The sequence below is a fragment of the Bacteroides sp. ET225 genome (assembly GCF_024733745.1).
In the GTDB taxonomy this organism is placed as follows: Bacteria; Bacteroidota; Bacteroidia; order Bacteroidales; family Bacteroidaceae; genus Phocaeicola; species Phocaeicola excrementipullorum.
This window is the reverse complement of record NZ_JANRHN010000010.1, coordinates 1-19,828: the sequence shown is the minus strand read 5'-3', so window position 1 is coordinate 19,828 and position 19,828 is coordinate 1. Positions and strand designations below refer to the sequence as shown.

General features: G+C 48.7%; 14 protein-coding genes and 1 pseudogene. 7 read left to right on the top strand and 8 right to left on the bottom strand.

Features of this window, described 5'->3' with window-relative positions; all coding sequences use genetic code 11:
• The first annotated feature begins 8 nt into the window (after nt 1-8).
• Both NW212_RS06415 and NW212_RS06410 read left to right on the top strand, forming a co-directional pair.
• The gene (locus NW212_RS06415) at nt 9-1,853 is read left to right on the top strand and encodes a RagB/SusD family nutrient uptake outer membrane protein (protein ID WP_258337820.1); all 1,845 of its coding nucleotides are present in this window, start codon (nt 9-11) and stop codon (nt 1,851-1,853) included.
• Nucleotides 1,854-2,206: 353 nt separating this feature from the next.
• A complete protein-coding gene (locus NW212_RS06410) occupies nt 2,207-3,259 on the top strand; it encodes a hypothetical protein (RefSeq protein WP_258337819.1) in 1,053 nt (350 codons plus the stop codon).
• Here the strand turns inward: NW212_RS06410 and dnaG are convergent.
• On the bottom strand, nt 3,246-5,336 hold the full coding sequence (gene dnaG, locus NW212_RS06405; protein WP_258337818.1) for a DNA primase: 2,091 nt from the start codon (nt 5,334-5,336) through the stop codon (nt 3,246-3,248). The two genes, NW212_RS06410 and dnaG, sit on opposite strands and share 14 nt — an antisense overlap.
• A gap of 557 nt (nt 5,337-5,893) precedes the next feature.
• Between dnaG and NW212_RS06400 the strand changes: the two genes are divergently transcribed.
• From NW212_RS06400 to NW212_RS06380, 5 genes are all read left to right on the top strand, one after another.
• Entirely contained in the window at nt 5,894-6,952 is a 1,059-nt protein-coding gene (locus NW212_RS06400; protein ID WP_258337817.1) for a carbohydrate porin, read from the top strand.
• Nucleotides 6,953-7,103: 151 nt separating this feature from the next.
• Nucleotides 7,104-8,408 carry a cardiolipin synthase gene (gene cls, locus NW212_RS06395; protein WP_375337957.1) on the top strand — a complete coding sequence of 435 codons (1,305 nt, stop codon included), beginning with the start codon at nt 7,104-7,106 and terminating at the stop codon, nt 8,406-8,408.
• Between the two features lie 83 nt (nt 8,409-8,491).
• On the top strand, nt 8,492-9,622 hold the full coding sequence (holB, locus tag NW212_RS06390) for a DNA polymerase III subunit delta' (RefSeq protein ID WP_258337815.1): 1,131 nt from the start codon (nt 8,492-8,494) through the stop codon (nt 9,620-9,622).
• A 6-nt stretch (nt 9,623-9,628) separates the two neighbouring features.
• Nucleotides 9,629-11,077 carry a regulatory iron-sulfur-containing complex subunit RicT gene (gene ricT / locus NW212_RS06385; protein ID WP_258337814.1) on the top strand — a complete coding sequence of 483 codons (1,449 nt, stop codon included), beginning with the start codon at nt 9,629-9,631 and terminating at the stop codon, nt 11,075-11,077.
• Entirely contained in the window at nt 11,043-11,672 is a 630-nt protein-coding gene (locus NW212_RS06380; RefSeq protein ID WP_258337813.1) for a gliding motility lipoprotein GldH, read from the top strand. Before ricT ends, NW212_RS06380 begins: the two co-directional genes overlap by 35 nt.
• Before the next feature lie 5 nt (nt 11,673-11,677).
• Here the strand turns inward: NW212_RS06380 and rodA are convergent, their stop codons facing one another.
• The 7 genes and pseudogenes from rodA to NW212_RS06345 all read right to left on the bottom strand — a co-directional run bounded on the left by rodA (nt 11,678) and on the right by NW212_RS06345 (nt 19,574).
• Nucleotides 11,678-13,132, bottom strand: a complete 1,455-nt coding sequence (gene rodA / locus NW212_RS06375) for a rod shape-determining protein RodA (protein WP_258337812.1) — start codon at nt 13,130-13,132, stop codon at nt 11,678-11,680.
• Complete coding sequence (gene mrdA / locus NW212_RS06370; RefSeq protein WP_258337811.1) at nt 13,113-14,963, bottom strand: penicillin-binding protein 2; 1,851 nt, start codon at nt 14,961-14,963, stop codon at nt 13,113-13,115. The genes rodA and mrdA overlap by 20 nt, the downstream gene beginning before the upstream one ends.
• Entirely contained in the window at nt 14,963-15,460 is a 498-nt protein-coding gene (gene mreD, locus NW212_RS06365) for a rod shape-determining protein MreD (protein ID WP_258337810.1), read from the bottom strand. The genes mrdA and mreD overlap by 1 nt, the downstream gene beginning before the upstream one ends.
• Before the next feature lie 20 nt (nt 15,461-15,480).
• Nucleotides 15,481-16,338 carry a rod shape-determining protein MreC gene (gene mreC / locus NW212_RS06360; protein WP_258337809.1) on the bottom strand — a complete coding sequence of 286 codons (858 nt, stop codon included), beginning with the start codon at nt 16,336-16,338 and terminating at the stop codon, nt 15,481-15,483.
• A gap of 118 nt (nt 16,339-16,456) precedes the next feature.
• Entirely contained in the window at nt 16,457-17,479 is a 1,023-nt protein-coding gene (locus tag NW212_RS06355; protein ID WP_258337808.1) for a rod shape-determining protein, read from the bottom strand.
• Nucleotides 17,480-17,584: 105 nt separating this feature from the next.
• A pseudogene (locus NW212_RS06350) lies at nt 17,585-18,169 on the bottom strand (IMP cyclohydrolase); the annotation flags it as partial.
• A 262-nt stretch (nt 18,170-18,431) separates the two neighbouring features.
• The gene (locus NW212_RS06345) at nt 18,432-19,574 is read right to left on the bottom strand and encodes a leucine-rich repeat protein (RefSeq protein WP_258337807.1); all 1,143 of its coding nucleotides are present in this window, start codon (nt 19,572-19,574) and stop codon (nt 18,432-18,434) included.
• Nucleotides 19,575-19,828: the final 254 nt, after the last annotated feature.

Sequence of the window (19,828 nt, the reverse complement as noted above, 5' to 3'; positions counted from 1 at the left end):
GAATGTTTATGAAAGCATATAAATTATTTTTGAGTTTAGGTGCCTGTCTGTTTCTGACAACCGGGTGCTATGATTTGGACGTATATCCGGAGGATGAATTGTCGAGCGGTACTTTCTTTAAAACGGAAGATCATGCCAGACAGGCGATGATGGGAGTTTATAGCCTGATGCAGAATGAAGCGGCTTTCGGTCGTCAGTATTCTTTTGACTGTCTGGGAGGAGTTGGTGCAGGACGTGATCCATATGGATTTGAAGCGATCGCACGGGGAACATACACTTCTTCTGAATCACTGGTCAGCGACAAGTTCAAGGCGTTTTATGAAGGCATCTCCCGTGCGAATATCGTATTGCAGAATGTGGACAATTGCGAGATGACTGACGAGCTGAAGACTCAATACAAGGCTGAGGCCAGATTCATGCGCGCGCTGTATTATTTCTATCTCTTGGATTTGTGGGGTGGCGTGCCTCTTTACGATGAAACTACGGTTGTTTCGGCTGATTTCATGAATATGCTGAAGCCGCGCTCCACCGAGGATGAGGTAAGGGAATTTATCATCAAGGATTTGGATGCAGCTATCGCTTCTTTGCCGAAAGAATGGGAGAGTGCCGATAAAGGACGGGCTACTTGCGGAGCAGCCATGGCGCTGAAAGGCAAACTTCATCTCTATAACAAGCAGTATGGTGAAGCCCTTGAGTGCTTTAAGAAAATAGCCGGCGAACCTGGTGAAGTTGATGCCGAAAAATATGCAACATATGCATTGTATACCGTTCCGGGTGATGCAAAAGCAAGCTATGCGGACTTGTTCAAGCCGGCTGATGACGGAAAAGGCGCTGATGATTGCAGTGAAATGATTTTTACGATCCAGAATTTGGGAGGAGTAGGGCAGGACTACGGAATGCCGATGGGTAAATACATGGGCTCTCGTTCTACTTATGGCTCATGTTGGCATAATGTGATGGTATCTACCAATATGGCCGACTCATATGAAACCAAAGATGGACAGAATTATGACTATTCTACTTTCCAGTTTGACTGGAATGCTTTTACCGGTTCGGATTATACGGGAAATGCACAAATAAGGGAATCCATATTTTACTGTACGCTGAATAAGGCGGAGGTCGAGGCATATCCGACAGGTACAATTCAGGGAGTGCCTGCCTTAACCTCAGGGAAAAGCAGGCCATTCGAAGGTCCGTTGGTTGAGATGTATGAGGAAGAACGTGATCCCCGAATGAGCGTATCGCTTATTTGCCCTTATACTTATTACTTGGGTGCTGTAAACAATAAGCCGCAAGATATGTATTTTGCTATAACCAAAAGTGCTCCGGAACCGGCTGACGGATGGGTCAAAATGGAAGGCGGATGGTTATGCTATCTGTGGCGCAAGTTTGTGCCGGAAGGTGATATGAATGGCTTGCTTAACAACCGCGAAGATGTTCCGATTAACTTCCCGTTGATTCGTCTGGCTGATGTGTATCTGATGATGGCCGAATGCTATAACGAGCTGGATGATCTGGATAATGCAGCCAAATACGTGAATAAAGTGCGCGACCGTGTAGGTATGCCTCTCATAAATGGTGGCGACGCATGGATGTCAGTCACAACAAAAGAAGAGATGTTCAAACGCATCAAGCACGAACGTGCCGTTGAACTTGCAGCTGAAGGTCATAGCTTCAGCGATATGAGGCGCTGGGGACTGCTTGAAGAAGTGGGAGGCCCGGTACAGAATATTATGCGTACTTCTTCTAAATACGATCGTGTAGTCCGTGAACGTGACTATCTCTGGCCGATTCCTCAGACAGAAATGGATATCAATCCGAATCTGAAAGGGCATCAGAATCCTGGCTGGTAAATCAAGTTGTGACAATTGGCGAATTGCATAGATATTAAGTTTGAAGAACGGGGCAGGTCGTCTTTGACGATTCTGTCCCGTTCGATTTTTATTTTTTACGTTGTGTCGGGTGAAGTTGGGAGTAGTAACGTGATGATTGTCAATTTTATCCGGATAGTTGCATATTTCATTCTGATAGTCGCCTGTTTCTGCTGCTTAGTTAGGAGTCGGGATATTCGTGCTTTTCTTTTTTCGCTTGAAACGTTAATTTTGCTTTTGATAGTTAAGGGCACTTCTTTTGTCGGAAAGAACATTTCCTGTGTCCTCCAGTGTTAACGGCGATTTGGGAAGTGGCGCTGTAAATGAATGTAATTATGAAAAACATGGAAAAACTGCGGATGTGTGTATTGGGGCTGTGTTCCTTCTTCTTGTTTTCGTGTGGAAGCGACGATGACCCCGGAATCAGTGGATTGCAGAATGATTATTTGGATGTTGCAGGCGGGGAGTTTGTTGCAGGCGAATTGCCTGTTGGGGAGAATGATTTGATGCTTCAGTCGGCTACTTTTGACGGCTCGGCTCTTCCGGGAGGAAGCTCGTTTCTGGTACTTCAGTCTACTGAAGAATTGAGTGAAGTGAATCTGACCGTTCAGGGACAGACTGGCTATATCAGGGTTCCTTTGAGCAATCCTGAAATAGTCAGCGCAAAAGTGCGTTCTGCATCTTTGTATGAATATCAGGTGCTTGTAATGATCAGCCAGCATCTTGACGGTGACTTTACCATTGAATTCACTACGGTAAACAAGAATGGTGAGGTTTCTTCGAAAGTGACCAGAAATGTCAGCTATGTGGAAGCTGGTACTGGTTCGCTTCAGGTGAATCTGCGTTTCAGCAATGCAAAGGACGTGGATCTTTATGTAGTGGAACCGAACGGGAATGTGATTTATTATGGTATGCCTTTCCCGTATTATTCAGAAAATTATCAGGCATATATGGGCTGGGAATATGCTGATACGGACGAAGAGCCTGAGTGGGATCCGATAGGCCTGGATGTGGACTCTAATGCCGGATGTAACATTGACAATATAAACAGTGAGAATATTTTCTTTGACGAGGCCTGTCTGCAGAAAGGCACGTATGAAGTATGGGTGAATATGTATTCGAACTGTGATCCGAGCACTCCTACCGGTTATGCTGTGCTGGCGAATTACAAGGGAAGCATGATCAGCAACAGTTTGGGAGAAAATCCCGTAACCGGAGAATTTCCTGTAAATGAGCCGGACAATCCCATTGATGAAGAACTGACCGGAGCCAGAAAAGTGATGGAGTTCACTATAAATGAAGGACGTGATCCGGGACGTTCCCGTATTTCTGAAGGCCTGCCTGTTATGTGGGAGAAAGGGGTGCTCAACAGGCTTATGAAGCATTGACCACCCGGTCGCCGGCTTTTCTTGCCAAGGCGATTTGGGTTTGCTGTATGTCCTTGAAGTGCATCATGACGCGGGTGTATTGTTGCGGGTCGTTGACAATCTCCGGTTTTGTCAGAGCTTGAAGCGTGTGTTTCATCTCTTCTTCTACAATTGACAGCTTGAAGTCTATAACCAGACGGGGAATGAGTTCGTAGAGCCGTTCCTCGTCTGTGACTATTTTCTGGCCTTTTGAATGGTATTTGCTCAGCTGGTAGCGTTCGCTGATCAGGTCTGCTGCAAGTTTGCTGATAGCCTGGTTCGGATGGCTTACAAAGTGCCGTTCGGCAACGAAGCTGTCATCGTGCAGACGTTCTTCCGCTTCTTTGAGGATCTCCCGGTGCAGTGCATCGTGGAACTGGAGATCGTCTTCCTTCAGACTTTGTGCAATGTATTCGATGACAGTCAGCGGCGTTTCATCGCCGTTCTCGTTTTCTACATAGCACATCACTCTTTCTCCATAGCGGATAAGCATCCGCACCAAGTCTTCTTCTTTTTCATAAAAGACTTTCCGTTCGTTTCCTTCGGCAGGAATGAACGACGTATAGTTGTCAGCCGGAATCTCGCCGTTTGCCGGGATGCCGTTTCCGTCGGACAAAGCCGGCTGGCCTGTTGATTCTTGCGCTTCTTGTGCAGGTTTCGCCCCTTCCTGTACGGCTGGAGCAGGCGAGGAGGAATTCCGCTGTTCGCGCAGTTTCTTGCGTTCCGTTTCCTTTTGTTTGCTCTCTTTAGCCTGTTCGATCAGTTTGGCGGTGGCCTCCACCAGTATCTTTTCATTCATTTCAAGCAGTTGGGCACACTCGCGGATATAAACCGAGCGCACGATTGCATCTGGAATGACGGAAATGCTTTTCACGATGCTTGAGATGAGCGCAGCTTTCTTTATCGGGTCTTTGCCGGTTTCTGCGAGCAGCAGGTTGGTCTTGAAATGGATAAAGTCCACTTCATGCCCGTTGATATAGGCCTGATATTCTGTCGCGTTATGCTTGCGTGCGAAACTGTCCGGATCATCTCCGTCAGGGAGCAGGCAGACTTTTACATTCATACCCTCTTCAAGCAGCATGTCGATGCCTCGTATGCTGGCCTTGATTCCGGCCCCGTCGCCGTCGTAAAGCACGGTGATGTTGTTCGTAAAGCGATGGATCAGCCGGATCTGGTCGGATGTCAGGGCTGTGCCCGAAGAGGCGACAACATTTTCTATTCCGCTTTGGTGCATGGAAATCACGTCTGTATACCCTTCTACAAGAAAGCAGCGGTCCTGGCGCACGATGGCTTGTTTGGCGAAATAGATTCCGTACAGTTCCTTGCTTTTATGATAAATTTCCGACTCGGGCGAGTTGACGTATTTCATCTGTACGTTTTTCGTGGCAGCGTTCAGCACGCGTCCGCCGAAGGCCACGACTTTTCCCGAAAGCGTATGGACCGGAAATATGACACGCCCCCAAAAACGGTCGTTCAGCGATCCGTCTTCTTTTCGGTAGCAAAGTCCGGTCTTGACCAGAAACTCTTCTTTATATCCTTGCTTCAGGGCAGCCTGCACGAATGCTTTGTGGGAGTCGGTGCTGTATCCGAGCTGGAATTTTTTGATGATGTCATCCCTGAATCCTCTTCCGCGGAAGTATGTCATTCCGATGCGCTGGCCTTCGATGCTGTTGTGCAGAATGTTCTGGAAATAGTCGTTTGCGAACTGATTCACAACAAAAAGGCTTTCACGAAGATCGTGCGCCTGTTTTTCTTCTTCTGTCAGTTCACGTTCCTTGATTTCGATGTTGTATTTTTTTGCCAGCCATTTGAGTGCTTCATAATAAGACAGTTGCTCATGTTCCATAATGAAATGAACCACATTTCCCCCCTTTCCGCAGCTGAAACATTTGCATACGCCTTTGCTTGGAGAAACGCTGAACGAAGGTGTCTTTTCGTTATGGAAAGGACAGAGTCCGATGTAGTTCACTCCCCGTTTGCGGAGTGTGACAAACTCTGATACGACATCAACGATCTGAGCGGCATCAAGAATACGGTCTATGGTGGCTTGGTCTATCATGTGCTATGAAATTCGGCATGCAAAGTTAGGAAATATCACTGGAAAAATCGAATAAATCCGGCAGATTAGCGAACTGTCACAGGCAAAAGGACGTTCTGAGCTGCTCGGTCCCAGAGATTTGAGGCTGCATGTGTATGCCGTCGGCGATGTGTCAAGGGATACACGCTATATCATCGAGGGTCAAAATACGCTGGTTCCAGTTGTCCGGCCTGTTGAAAAGTGAAACTTTTCCGTGAAAAATCTGTATCTCCAGCCTGGAGATATGTATCTTTAATTTGAAGATGCATGTCTTTATCCTGAAGACAGACTTTTCTGCGGGGTGCTTCAGTTTTGTGTCTGCATGCAGGCTTGTCAGGAATCAGGGTATAGGGTGCCTGCTTTTATTTTTTTTCTGTCTGTATATTGTTTGTTATCAGTTGTTTATATGCTTTGTTTTTGTTTGTTTTAATTTTGTCTTTGTCTAAATTATGCGGATTGCAAAAAAGAATATAAATTTGCAGCGCGATTTTGATAAATCGGCATTATGTTCTTATTATTATTTACGTATATTATTTGAGGTGAAAAAGCTGACAACTTTATTGAGCTGTTTGCTGTGTGTGTGCTGTTCCTATGGGCAGTCGCGCGTGTCATGGGGCGTAACTGCAATGACTGAAGGCAACTGGAACATGTCGGACGGAAAGACGGCATGGGTGAATTATCTTGAGGCGGATTTGAATGTGGCGTTGTGGAAAGGAGCCCAGTTTGAGGGAGCAGCTATAGCTACTTATGCGGCCGGCAAGCTGGTTGAAAACAGTTTGCTGGGATATTCAAATATTTATACCGATGAGAATAAGCCGTTTCGTCTGGTTCAGGCTTCCATTGGACAGCGGATTGGAAGCCTGCTGTATTTGTCTGTGGGGTTGCGCAACATCGACATTGATTATTTTACAACCCCTTCTACCAGCTTCTTTACGGCGCCGGCCGATGCGGACTTTCCGATTATTTCAAACAACTATCCGGTGGCTACTTTCCCGATGTCGGCAATAGGCGGTCATCTTGAAGTGTATCCCTTTGAGGGCTTTGTCGCCAAGGTGAGCGTATATAACGGTGTGGCTCATGAAACATTCGATACGCAGTTCCATTTCAGGCCGTCTGCCGAGGGATTGTTTTCTATCGGCAGTCTTTCGTATGAATATAAGACCAAGGGCGAGCACTCGGCCAATTATACGCTGGGATACGTGTATGGAAAAATTCCAGGGGAAGGCGCAGAAGCTTCTTTTGACCGGAAAACGGGACTTTGGGGACTGGTGGAACAGCCGTTCCTGCATTGGAGGGGAACGCAGTGGTGTTTGCTCTTGCAGGGGGCCGTCATGACACGCCACACGTCAGGAACGCATGGCTATTGGGGCGCAGGGCTTACGGTTAACGGCATCTCAAATCGGAAGATGATGGCTGGGTTTGCCGTCAACCGCATGCATGACCACCTTGAAGGCAATGAAGTGGGTATGGAGCATACGTGGCTGGTTCCGTTGAACAACTGGCTTTCCATACAGCCGGCACTGCATTTTATTTATAGCCATCATCGCAAGGATGTGGTGGGGCTGCTTCGCTTGAGCGTGTCACTGGGCAATCTGTAATGTCCGGACAGGCGGCAGGCTGTGGTCAGAATGTCGGAAGGATAAGTGGTCGTCTTGGCTGGGGTAATGGCTTGTTTTGTCGGAGTTGCGTGTATTTTGTGCGTGTGCTTTTGCTGTTTCTGAAATATTCCATACTTTTGCTTCGGTTTGAATCAGAATTGGAATGAAGAAAAATCAAAATAGATGTTTGTTGTCGTTTTTCTTTCTTTGGTGCGTCTTTGGTGTGCAGGCGCAGAATGCGGCGGCTGTAGACTCATCGAAGGCTTATTTGCCCTCCGATTCTCTTTTTGTCCGTTTCCTGCATAGCAGGGATATACCTGTGACACAGCATAATAAAATCACTCTCCTTACCAGCGGAAGGAGCAAGTTCGCCCATCTGTTCAAGGATATACGGAAGGCAAAGCAGGATATTCATTTGGAGTATTTCAATTTCCGCAACGACTCGATAGCAAAGGAGCTTTTTACCCTTCTGGCCGAAAAGGCGAAGGAGGGGGTGAAAATACGCGCCATGTTCGATGACTTTGGAAACTTGTCAAACAGCCGCCCGCTCCGGAAGGAGCATCTGAAAATGTTGAACGACCGTGGCATCGAAATCATCAAGTTCGATCCTATCCGCTTTCCTTATGTGAACCATATCTTTTGCAGAGATCATCAGAAGATTGTGGTCATTGACGGAACGACGGGATATACGGGGGGAATGAATATAGCTGATTATTATATAAACGGCCTTCCTGAAGTGGGCCAGTGGCGCGATATGCATGTACGGATTGAAGGGCCTGCTTCCGAACAGCTTCAGAAAGCTTTTTTCCGGGTATGGAATCAGGAGTCGCACCAGCAGGTGGAAGGCAGCCGGTATTTTCCCTACACTTCAGGCGCGCTGCATGCAGATACAGCTTCTTCTCACCTCGGCAGCCAGGTGGCCATTGTGCAGCGTGTGCCAAAGGTGGCTCCCGACATTATGCGCAAAGCTTATATCACTGCCTTGGATGTGGCCGAACATAAGGTTCAGATAATCAATCCTTACTTTACGCCTACACGCAGCGTGCGGAAAGCCATTAAGCGGGCTGCCAGACGCGGGGTGCGGGTTGAGATCATGATTCCGGGCAAATCAGACATTCCTTTTACGCCCGATGCGGCATTCTATATTGCCGAGAGGCTGCGAAAAGCAGGAGCGCACATTTATGTGTTTAACGGAGGCTTCCATCATTCTAAGGTGATGATTGTGGACGACCGCTTCTGTACGGTAGGAAGTACAAATCTCAACAGCAGGAGTCTGCGCTGTGATTATGAAATCAATGCGTTTATCTTTGACCTGCCCACTACTGCCGAACTGGGAGATGTGTTCAAGGCCGACAAAAAGAACAGTACTGTCATGACGCGCGAAGAGTATCGGAAGCGCGGCCCGTGGAAACGTTTTGTGGGCTGGTTTGCGCATTTGTTTACTCCGTTGTTATAGAAAGGAAATAAAAACGTCATATCTTTCACATTATGTTCAATATTTTTTTTATTTTTGTCCAGCTATAGTAATTTAGACGGGATATGCCATTTTTTAGAGATGTAGTTGGACAGGATGAGGCGAAGCGACTTTTGTTGGGCTGTGCGCATGACGGCAAAATGCCGCATGCCCTGTTGTTCGCGGGCAAGCTTGGAACTGGGAAGCTTCCTTTGGCATTGGCTCTGTCACGCTATCTTCTCTGCCAGCATCCGGATCCGGAAGACGCTTGCGGCAAATGCCCTGCCTGTAAGATGATGGACCGTCTGGCACATCCTGATCTGCATTTCGTTTTTCCTATAGTCAAGAGAAAAGGCGGTAAAGATACGGTTTGTGATGAATATCTGTCCCAATGGCGGGAAATGCTGGAGAGGAACGCTTATGTCACTTTGCAGCAATGGATGGAGAAGATTGATGCCGGCAACCAGCAGCCGCAGATTTATGTGCGCGAAAGTGACGAGATCCAGCGGAAGCTTTCGTTGAAATCGAGTCAGGGAGGCTATAAAGTGATGCTGGTCTGGCTGCCTGAAAAGATGAACGTGGAGTGTGCCAACAAACTTCTGAAGCTGCTTGAAGAACCTCCTGCCAAAACCGTGTTTCTTTTGGTGAGCGAGCAGCCTGAACAGTTGCTTGCCACGATTGTCAGCCGCACGCAGCGGATAAATCTTCATCCGTTGGAAGATGCGGACATTGTCCGCTTCCTGCAGGAACGCTGCGGACTGGTGGAGGAGGATGCGCATGATATAGCTCACCGTTCGGCGGGAAGTTTGATCAAGGCTCTCGAAAACATTCAGTTGAGCGACGAGAACAAGCTTTGTTTCGAACTTTTTGTCAGTTTGATGCGTCAGGCATACAGCCGTGATATCCGCGGGCTCAAATCATGGAGCGAACAGGTTGCCGGGATGGGCCGCGAACGGCAGAAGAACTTGCTGGAGTATTGCCAGCGGATGACAAGAGAGAATTTTGTCAACAATTTCCACCGTAAGGAAATGGTTTATATGAATGCGGAGGAGGAGCATTTTGCGGTCCGGTTCTCTCCGTTCATCAACGAACGCAATATCTTTCAGATAATGGCATTGTTGGGAGAAGCTCAAGCCCACATTGAACAGAATGTGAATCCCAAAATGGTTTTCTTTGATATGGCACTGAAAATGATTATTGAAATGAAACAACGATAACGATATATGAATGAATTCAAGCTTAAAAACGGAAGCGGCCCGCTTTGTTGCAAGGGCTGCGGACGACAGAATAATAAACTGAACACTTACGACTGGCTGGCTGATATTCCAGGGAATGCGGAGGAGCAGGATATGGTGGAAGTGCAGTTCAAGAATACGCGTAAGGGATATTTCAAGAACAGCAACGGGCTGCATTTGGAAAAGGGCGATGTAGTGGCGGTCGAAGCAAGTCCAGGCCATGATATCGGTACTGTGACGCTGACAGGCAGGCTCGTGAAGTTGCAGATGCGGAAGGCCAATATCAAGCCTGACGCTGAAATCCGCAGAATCTATCGGAAAGCGAAGCCGGTGGATATGGAGAAGTATGAAGAAGCCAAGTCGCGTGAGCACGATACAATGATCCGCTCGAGGAAAATAGCGGAGAGTTTGGGCTTGCAGATGAAAATCGGCGACGTAGAGTATCAGGGAGATGGCAATAAGGCGATTTTTTATTATATAGCAGACGAACGTGTGGACTTCCGGCAGCTGATAAAGGTGCTGGCTGAAACATTTCGTGTCCGCATTGAAATGAAGCAGATCGGAGCACGTCAGGAAGCCGGCCGCATCGGTGGAATAGGGCCGTGCGGACGTGAACTGTGCTGTGCGACATGGATGACGAATTTCGTGTCTGTGTCTACCAGTGCCGCCCGCTATCAGGATATTTCATTGAATCCTCAGAAACTGGCCGGACAATGTGCCAAGCTGAAATGCTGCCTCAATTACGAAGTGGACGCTTATGTGGAATGTCAGAAACGTCTTCCAAGCAAAGAGATTACTTTGGAAACGAAGGACAGCACTTATTATTACTTCAAGGCTGATATCCTGAAAAACCAGGTGACATACAGCACAGACAAAGGCATTTTGGCGAATGAGGTGACAATCTCTGCACGGCGTGCGTTTGAAGTCATCAGCATGAACAAAAAGGGGGAGAAGCCCGACACCCTGGGCGAAAATGCAACAGTGTCTGATGTCCCCCGTTCAAAAGATCTTTTGGAGCAGGAAAGCCTGACTCGTTTTGACAAGAACAAGAAAAAGAAGAAAAAACAGAAAAATAGTTCTGTACAGAATAAGGATGTTTCTGCAAAGAGTGAAAAGAAGCAGAATGCAGGCGAACCGAATGCGAACCGGAATAAGCAGGCGCGCAAGCCTGCTTCCGACGGGCGGCAGAAACAAGGGGGAGCAATGCCGCAGGCTGTTCAGGCACAGTCTGCTGCGGCAGAGCATCGTGAAGGCCGTCCGGCTGACGGCAGGCAGGTTGTGGCAGAAGGAGGCAGCAACGCTTCGCAGCAGCCGCGCCAGAACCGGAACGGCAGAAAGTTCCGGCGGAATGACGGAAACAGGCGCCAGCCGGAAAAGGAAGGCAATACTAATGCTTCAGGCAATGATAATAAAACAGTTCCAGAAGTGCAGGCCTGATTCGAAGACATTTTTCAGACTGTCTGAGAGTTGTTTGCATGGTGATTTTGATGAAAAGAGTTTGCGTGGTGCCGGCCCTAGTGTGTATCACGCAAATTCATGCGGCGCTTATTTCTTCTACAAGTTCAGAAACTTTGTTTTGCTGGCATTTCTGGCTTGTCTTTCCTTTTCGTGCCAGAATGATACGGTGTATCATACTTACCAGGCTATCCCCGAGAACTTCGGATGGGGGCGGGGGGATTCGCTGAATTTTTACTTCCCTCCAGGGATTCCTCCGGCAGCGTATACGCTTGAAGTAGGCATACGGAACACTGACATGTATCCGTACAGGGATATCTGGCTTGAAGCTACCAAGGTTATGAGTGACACCTTACCTGCTGTAACAGATACGCTGCATTTTTACCTTGCCGATGAAAACGGGCGGTGGAATGAAGACCGCAGTGCGGGCGGGTATTATCAAAGCACATTTGTCTGCGACGAGCCGCTGGTTATCGGGACAGACTCTTTCAACAGAAGTCTGCATATCATCCATGTGATGCGCGACAATCCGCTTCCGGGAATCGCTGATGTCGGCATACGTCTTTTGAGAAAGTAGTGTGCTTATTTCTCGCGCGTTGCGTCTATCCGCAGAAAGACGAACAGCAGAATGGTGAATCCCCACAAAGAGGAGCCTCCATAGCTGAAAAACGGCAGAGGAATGCCGATTACGGGTGTGAGTCCCAATACCATACCTATGTTGATGAACAGGTGGAAGAAGAAAATCCCCAATACACAATAGCCGTACACTCTGCCGAAGCGTGTTTCTTGGCGTTCCGATAGAATGATAAGCCGCAGTATAAGTGCCATGAAGAGAAGGATGACTGTTGCAGAACCTACAAATCCCTGCTCTTCTCCCACTGTGCAGAAAATAAAGTCGGTGTCTTGCTCCGGCACATATTTCAGTTTTGTCTGCGTTCCGTTTAAGAAGCCTTTGCCGAAGAGTCCTCCTGACCCGATGGCTATTTTGCTTTGGTTTACATTGTATCCGGCACCTGCCGGATCATCTTTCATTCCCAGCAGAACCTCAATGCGGACTTTCTGGTGAGGTTCAAGAACTTTGTTGAAAACATAGTCGGTAGAAAAGAAAAAAGCGATGGATGCTGCTGTAAAGAAAATGATGTACAGATAGTTGCGCAGCCGTTCGCGCAGAAAAAGCAGGAAAAGGAACACGCATAAGGCTCCGCACAGCCATAATTGCAGGTGGCACACGTTGAACGGTATGACGTAGCATGAGAACAGACTGCTTGCCAATATGATCCCTCCGCCTATTCCTAAAATATACATGTGAGTGCAGGATCCCCGGCTCTTGTAAATCCATGCCTGTATTCCGGCGAGCAGCACAATCAGTGTCAATACCGAGAACTCTCCCCATGAGGTCATTTCATCCGGCATCATTTCTGTTCCGAACCGTAAGCCGACAATGAAAAAGACAACGGCGCAGACTCCCGAAAAAAGTACAGCGCCTGTCATCCCTTCGCGGTACAGCATGAGAAAGAATGACAAGTATACCAGTGCAGATCCTGTTTCCTGCTGAAGAATTATCAGCATCATAGGAAGCAGGATAATGGCCAGAACGGTCAGCAGATTGCGTGTGCGTTGCATGGAGAACGTGTATTCTCCGATATATTTTGCCAGCGCAAGGGCTGTGGCGAACTTTGCAAACTCTGCCGGTTGCAGACTGACGGGTCCCAGCACGATCCATGAGCGTGAGCCTTTTATTTCGTGAGGGTTGAAAATCGTTCCGAATAGCAGAAGAATCAGGATGCCATAAATCAGGTAGGCGTATGTGTCATAAATGCGGTCTTCAAGCATTAGCAGAACGAATCCCAGCCCCAGTGAGCAGCCTATCCACATCAACTGTTTGCCCGACCGTGTGGCAAGGTCGAAGAACTCCGGCTCCCCATAGTTGTAGCTGGCTCCGCATATGCTGAACCATCCGTAGATGACCAGGGCAAGGTAAAGCCCCACGGTCCACCAGTCGATATTTTTCCAAACGCTACCTCTCATGTATGCCATATTCTATCCTCCGGTTCTGAATGTCTGTTGCCAATAGTTCGTCTTGTGGAGATAATTCCCTTTTCAGGTATTTTTCAATCATGAGCCTGCCGATGGGCACTCCGTATACGGCGCCGAATCCTCCGTTCTCAACATATACGGCAACGGCGATTTTAGGATTGTCCATAGGTGCAAACCCCATGAATGCAGAGTGGTCTTTTCCTCTGTTCTGAGCCGTTCCGGTCTTGCCGCACACTTCGATGTCAGGAAGATTTGCCATGCGGCATGTTCCTCCGGTTACGGCAGCCCGCATTCCTTGCACCACTTCCTCGTAGTGTGACCGGTCGGCTTTGGTGTATCTTTTCTCGCGGTATATCGAATCGATGGATTCTCCTTCAATTTCTTTTACCACATGGGGCGTGATGAAATATCCTCTGTTGGCTATTGTAGCTCCGAGGTTTGCTATTTGCAGCGGAGTCAAGGTCACCTCTCCCTGCCCGATGGCGATACTGATGATGGTCAGTCCGTTCCATGAGCCGCGGTAAGCTTTGTCGTAGACGCTTGCATTGGGAATAAACCCTCTCTTTTCTCCGGGGAGGTCGATTCCTAGTGTGTATCCGAATCCCATTGATACCATATAGTCGCGCCAGGTGTTCATGGCCTTCTGCACGGAGCCGTATTGCTTTTTTGCGCCGATCATGTGATAAAGTCCCCAGCAGAAATAGCCGTTGCATGATGTGGCTATGGCGGGAATCAGCGGGAGCGGAGAGGGGTGTGCGTGGCATCCCACGTGCAGTCCGCGGAAATTGAATCCTTTGTTGCACGCATAGGTTGTAGACGGGGCGATAATCCCTTCCTGAAGAAAAGTCAGCGCCTGTGCCGTCTTGAATGTAGAGCCGGGGGGATATGTTCCCATGATGGCACGGTTTAACAGAGGCTTCCATGGGTCTTTGGCCATCTTCATGTGGTTTTTGCCTCTGTTTCGTCCAGACATGAGCTGTGGATTGTATGAGGGAGATGACACCAGGCACAGCACTTCCCCCGTGGAAGGTTCGATGGCCACGATGCTTCCGATTTTCCCTTCAAGGAGCCGTTCTCCCAGTGCCTGAAGCTCGATGTCCAGGCTCAGCTTCAGATTTTTTCCGGCAACCGGTGCCTTGTCGAATTTTCCGTCCATGTAGTTTCCCTGTATTCTGCCCCTGGCATCGCGCAGAAGAATTTCCACTCCCTTTTCTCCGCGCAGTTGTTTTTCGTAGGAGCGTTCTACGCCAAGCTTTCCGATGAAGTCGCCCGGAATGTAATAGTCGTCTTTTTCCATATCCGACTTGGATACTTCTGCGATATCGCCCAGTATGTGTGCCCCCACCGGATAAGCGTATTTCCGGATGGTGCGTCTTTGTATGTAGAATCCGGGAAACTTGAAAAGCTTTTCCTGAAACACTCCGCATTCTTCTGCCGACAGTTGGGTGAGCAGCACCTGGTTGGTATAAGGCGAATATCCCGGATTGAGCCGCCGGTCTTTCAGCTCTTTGAAGCGGTTCCGGAGAAACTCTGGAGTGATGCCGAGTGTCTGGCAGAGGTCTGTCGTATCGAGTGCCGTAATTTCTTTCATGATGACCGTGATGTCGTATGCCGGCTGGTTGTAGACGAGCAGTTTTTCATTGCGGTCGTAGATTACTCCCCGGCTGGGGTACTGTATTTTTTTCAGAAAGGCATTGCTGTCGGCATTCTTCTTGTAGTCTTCGCTCATGATCTGCAGGGAGAGAAGGCGTATGAGAAAGATGGCTACAACAACAACGACAGCTCCACCGATTACCGTTTTCCTTTTTTCAAGATTGTAGTTGCGTTCCACTATCTGTTCCTCCTTATCGAATCAATGCATAGGATACATACCAGCGTTATAAGCGTATCAGTCAGTATTTTCAGCACCAGTGTGCTGAAGCTGACGAATGAAAAGGCATCAATCACATTTAACGTGGCGGTGTGCAGAAACACTGTTGCCAGCGAATAGCGGAAAAATGAAGCCATTCCCATTATCCGGATGCTCGGCTCAAAGTTGTCGCTGACATCTCGCGTAGAGAGGATGCGCAGCATGCGGGGGCGGCAGAAAGCGGTGAGCACGGAAGCCGCTGCATTGAGTCCCGGCGTATTGCTCAGGATATCAACGGAGAGTCCCAGGAAAAAGGCCCATAAGGTGAGGGTCTTGATGTTCGTTCCTGAATTGAATTTCAAGATGAAGTAGATGTATAAGAATGGAGTGGCAAACTGTCCGATATGGATATGGTTAAGCACCAGTGCTTGAAGAAGCACCAGAAGAACAAACCATTGTAGTCTTATTAGATGTTGCATAGCTTCATTCTTTTTTCGGTCTATTGTTTGTCGGATGCGGTTCGTGCGCTGTCTTCCAGATGTACTTGTTCCGTTCCGGTTGTCGAACTGATCACTTGCACGTCATTTAATTTCGCAAAGTCGGTAAAAAGTTTGACTTTCAGCAGATAGGACAATCCGTCGTGGCTGTCCTTCATGTCGTCGATGATGCCGACGGGAATCCCTGCGGGGAATACGGCGCTGTATCCGCTGGTAACGATTGTATCGCCCAGCGTGAACTCTGAGTGTCTGGGCATGTCCTTCACGTAAGCATATTGCGACGACCCTCCTTCCCATTTCAGGATGCCGAAATAGGATGTCCTTTTGATTTTGCAGCTGATGTTGCTTTGTGAGTTGAGGACAGGCAGAACGATGGAGTGGTTGGCCCCTGTGAGATAGATGATGCCGACAACACCGTTTCCGCAGACTACTCCCATTTCGGGGCGTATTCCGTCGTTGCGGCCTTTGTCGATGGTTATGAAATTGTTGGGATGAGTTACGCTGTTGTTCGTAACCCGTGCAGAGAACAGCCGGTATCCTTTCAGCGATTCCTGGCGGAGCTTGTCGAGCGAAGTCGTGTCGCGCGTGTAGCGTTGCAGCTGCTCGGTAAGACGTTCGAGTTCTATTTCAAGTTCGACATTGCGCCGCGTCAGGTCGCTGTTTATGTCTGCCAGGCTGAAATAGCGTGTGATGTGGTTGACAGCATCATAGACCGCTCCGCTCAGCCGGTTGGCCGAAGTGAAGAATACACTGCCTTGATAGTTGTTGAACCGGAATAATAGCACGAACGAAATCACTTCCAGCAGAACAAAGAGCAACCAATGGTTGTATTTTAACAGGAAATTAATCAAGTTTCGCATATCAGGGCAGTCTATAGGTCTAATTGAACGGAGAATTGAAGATGGAGATGAGCGTTTGTTCCGGTATGTTGCGGAAGCAGCCCTCCATGTTCAATTCTCCAGCTCTTGTGTATCTTGTTTACCGCATCAGGAAAGAGAAGCGGTCGACATTCTTCAATGCCACACCCGTACCTTTGGCAACGCTCAGCAGCGGATCTTCTGCGATGTGGAACGGAATGTTGATCTTGTCTGTCAGTCGCTTGTCCAGTCCTCTCAATAAAGCGCCTCCGCCTGCCAGATAGATGCCGTTGTTCACGATGTCGGCATAAAGTTCGGGCGGAGTGTTCTCCAGTGCGCTGAGGATGGCCGATTCAATCTTGGCGATTGTCTTTTCCATGCAATGGGCTATTTCTTCATACCCTACGGGTACTTCCATCGGAAGTGCCGTAATGCGGTTCGGTCCGCGCACGATGTAGTCTTCCGGAGCGTCCTCTCCCAGGTCAGTAATGGCAGAACCTACGTGAATCTTGATGCGTTCGGCCATACGTTCGCTCACCCTGACGTTGTGCTGGCGGCTCATATATTCCTGAATGTCGGCAGTCAGTTCGTCGCCGGCCACACGGATGGAGTTGTTTGACACGATGCCTCCCAATGATATCACGGCAATTTCTGTGGATCCGCCGCCGATGTCGACCACCATGTTTCCTTCGGGAGCTTCTACGTCCAGCCCGATGCCGAGCGCTGCCGCCATCGGTTCAAAGATAAGATAGACGTCGCGTCCTCCGGCGTGTTCAGCGCTGTCGCGTACGGCGCGCAGTTCCACTTCCGTCGAACCGGAGGGTACACCGATAACCATGCGCAGCGAGGGCGTGAAGAGGTGGCGTCCTGAGTTGACTTTCTTGATAAGCCCTCTCATCATCTGTTCGCATGCGTTGAAGTCAGCGATCACTCCGTCGCGGAGCGGCCTGACCGTGCGGATATTGGGATTTTCTTTTTCGTACATCATCTTGGCACGTTCGCCCACGGCTATCATCTTGTCGGTGCGGCGGTCTAAAGCCACAACCGACGGCTCATCGACAACGATCTTGTCATTGCTGATGATGATGGTGTTGGCCGTACCAAGATCCATTGCAATATTTTGTGTAAATGAGAATAAGCCCATTTTCTCTGTTGATTGATAGTTGACTGTTGATGAAAGACGGTTAAGCGGGAAGCATGCATTCCGTAGGGAATGTCTGTTTCTCTCTTTTCCTGTTTTTTATTTCTTGAAGTAGTCGCGGATTGCCGAATCATAGTGCGACGACACCGTGAATGCTTCTCCGGCAAACCAGCGGCGCTGTTCGCGTGTCGTTTCAGCTCCCTGGCTCTTCAGAATGTCGAGCAGCGGCTGGTACTGATGCTTGCTTGCAACGATAACCACGTCGTTGAAGTTTTTGGCTCCGGCTCTGATCAGCGAGATTCCTCCTATATCTATTTTTTCGATGATGTCCTGTTCAGAAGCGCCGCTGGCCACAGTGTCTTCAAACGGATACAGGTCAACGATTACCAGATCTATTTCCGGGATTTCGTATTGTGCCACCTGCTGCTGGTCGCTTTCCAGTTCGCGGCGGCAAAGTATGCCTCCGAAAATTTTGGGATGAAGCGTCTTGACACGGCCGCCGAGAATTGACGGATAGGTTGTGATGTCTTCAACTGCCTTGCAGGGATATCCCAGCGATTCGATGAACTGGCGGGTTCCGCCTGTTGACATGAATTCTACGCCTTCTTCATGAAGCTTTGCCAAAATGGCATCCAGTCCGTCCTTGTGGTAAACGGATACCAGAGCGGTCTTTATTCTTTTTGTTTCTGACATGCTTTTTTCTTTTAAAAGTGATTCGGCTGCAAAAATACAAATTTTCAGGAGATAAGTTGTTGCATGGAAACATAAAAATGTGTTTTTTTTCTGATAATCTGATAAATTGCAACCGGAAGCGGATTCCTGCCTTTTTTGCCGGGCGGATATGCCGGCGCGGTTTTCTTCAAATTCAAAACGGACCGCCATTCTTTGTCCGGAATGACGGCCCGCCTGGAATTGAAATAAGAAAAGTATTGAGCCGGTGCTATATGAAAGTTTTTTATTCTTTCGGGTATGTTTCTATTTTTTTCCAGTCCTTGTCTTTCCACTTGTTTCCGGATTCGGGAGCTTGGTCGAGCCAGAGCGTGCAGTTTGCAGTGTCGAGCCCCTCAAACGTGTTGGGAAGCACTTCTGCCGAGGCGTTCAGCTTCAGTTCGGCCAGCGCGTCACATCCCTGGAAGATGCGTTGTCCGATGAAGGAAACTTTCGGCATTTCTGCGGAGCGCAGCCTGTAGCACCCGAAAAAGGCCGCGTTGCCGGCGGTCTGCAGTTTGGGGAAGACGGCAGTTTCCAGCGCCTCGCAATTGATGAACGCAAAATCTCCGACCGATTCAGCTTTTGGCATGGATAAGGCAGACAGCGAGTGGCACTCCGTAAAGGCGTTCTCTCCGATTGAAACAAGCCCTTCGCCCGTGATGGACTCGAGCGAGATGCAGCTTATGAAAGTATAGCTGCCTATCGCTTTCACTTCATCGGGCAGAACCACACGTTTCAGTCCGTTCTTTCCGTTGAACGCATAAGGGGGAAGCCCGGGCAGCGTCTTGAGGTCGCCGGATTCCACCTGCGGCCATCCGTTTACGCCCGACATGTCTATCACTTCGGCCTTGGTTCCTAAAAAGGGATTCTTTACATCCGTCACATATCCCTCGGCGTCTTTTACGGTTTCGATGCCCAGTTTCGAAAAGTCGCCCGAAAGGATGTATTCGGTAATGCCTTTCCCGTCGGCATTCTTTATGGCCCGTGCCACGGATTCTGCATCCGGATAGTCGGCGAGGGCGATGCGTATGGAAGTTTCGGGCTGAGATGTTTCTGAAGCCTTCACCGTAACCTCGCACACGGCTGTATGTCCGTTTACGGTTGCTGTCACTTCGGTTTCTCCTTTGGCCACGGCCTTAAGCAGACCTGTTTCGGAAACGGTGGCGACGGATGCGTCGACACTTCCCCAATTCACCTGATAGTCGGTTGCGGGAGTGATTTTGAGCGACAACTGATGTTCTTCGCCTACAGTAAGTGTGATGCTTTTTTCTAATGAAAGAGTTAAGGTTTCTGTGGGTGGATTGTCGTTGTTCTTTTCCGAGCAGGCAGCCAATCCGGACAAGGCAGCAAAGAGTGCCAAAACATTCAGTACGTTCTTTCGTTTCATGTTGTCTGTTCTTTGTTATATTATAAATGTATATTTTGCAAAAATATATACAATCCGGATGCCGGTTTTGTTCATTGATTGATTTTTATTAACAGGCTGGAGGCTGCATGGTTGGGGGCAAACGTTGGCGGGCTTCCGGCGGCTTTGCTGGCATGCAGCCTGTTGCCTGCATCCGGAAAACGGCTGTTTGGGATATCCATACGCGGCATCTTGCCCGGAATTATCCGTCAGGGCTGACGCATTAAAAAGAATAC

What these genes read in the sequence shown, in the direction of transcription:
- NW212_RS06415 (WP_258337820.1), top strand. Translation starts at nt 9, where the DNA reads ATGAAAGCATATAAATTATTTTTGAGTTTAGGTGCCTGTCTGTTTCTG.
- NW212_RS06410 (WP_258337819.1), top strand. Translation starts at nt 2,207, where the DNA reads ATGAAAAACATGGAAAAACTGCGGATGTGTGTATTGGGGCTGTGTTCC.
- dnaG (WP_258337818.1), bottom strand. Translation starts at nt 5,336, where the DNA reads ATGATAGACCAAGCCACCATAGACCGTATTCTTGATGCCGCTCAGATC.
- holB (WP_258337815.1), top strand. Translation starts at nt 8,492, where the DNA reads ATGCCATTTTTTAGAGATGTAGTTGGACAGGATGAGGCGAAGCGACTT.
- ricT (WP_258337814.1), top strand. Translation starts at nt 9,629, where the DNA reads ATGAATGAATTCAAGCTTAAAAACGGAAGCGGCCCGCTTTGTTGCAAG.
- NW212_RS06380 (WP_258337813.1), top strand. Translation starts at nt 11,043, where the DNA reads ATGATAATAAAACAGTTCCAGAAGTGCAGGCCTGATTCGAAGACATTT.
- rodA (WP_258337812.1), bottom strand. Translation starts at nt 13,132, where the DNA reads ATGGCATACATGAGAGGTAGCGTTTGGAAAAATATCGACTGGTGGACC.
- mreD (WP_258337810.1), bottom strand. Translation starts at nt 15,460, where the DNA reads ATGCAACATCTAATAAGACTACAATGGTTTGTTCTTCTGGTGCTTCTT.
- mreC (WP_258337809.1), bottom strand. Translation starts at nt 16,338, where the DNA reads ATGCGAAACTTGATTAATTTCCTGTTAAAATACAACCATTGGTTGCTC.
- NW212_RS06355 (WP_258337808.1), bottom strand. Translation starts at nt 17,479, where the DNA reads ATGGGCTTATTCTCATTTACACAAAATATTGCAATGGATCTTGGTACG.
- NW212_RS06345 (WP_258337807.1), bottom strand. Translation starts at nt 19,574, where the DNA reads ATGAAACGAAAGAACGTACTGAATGTTTTGGCACTCTTTGCTGCCTTG.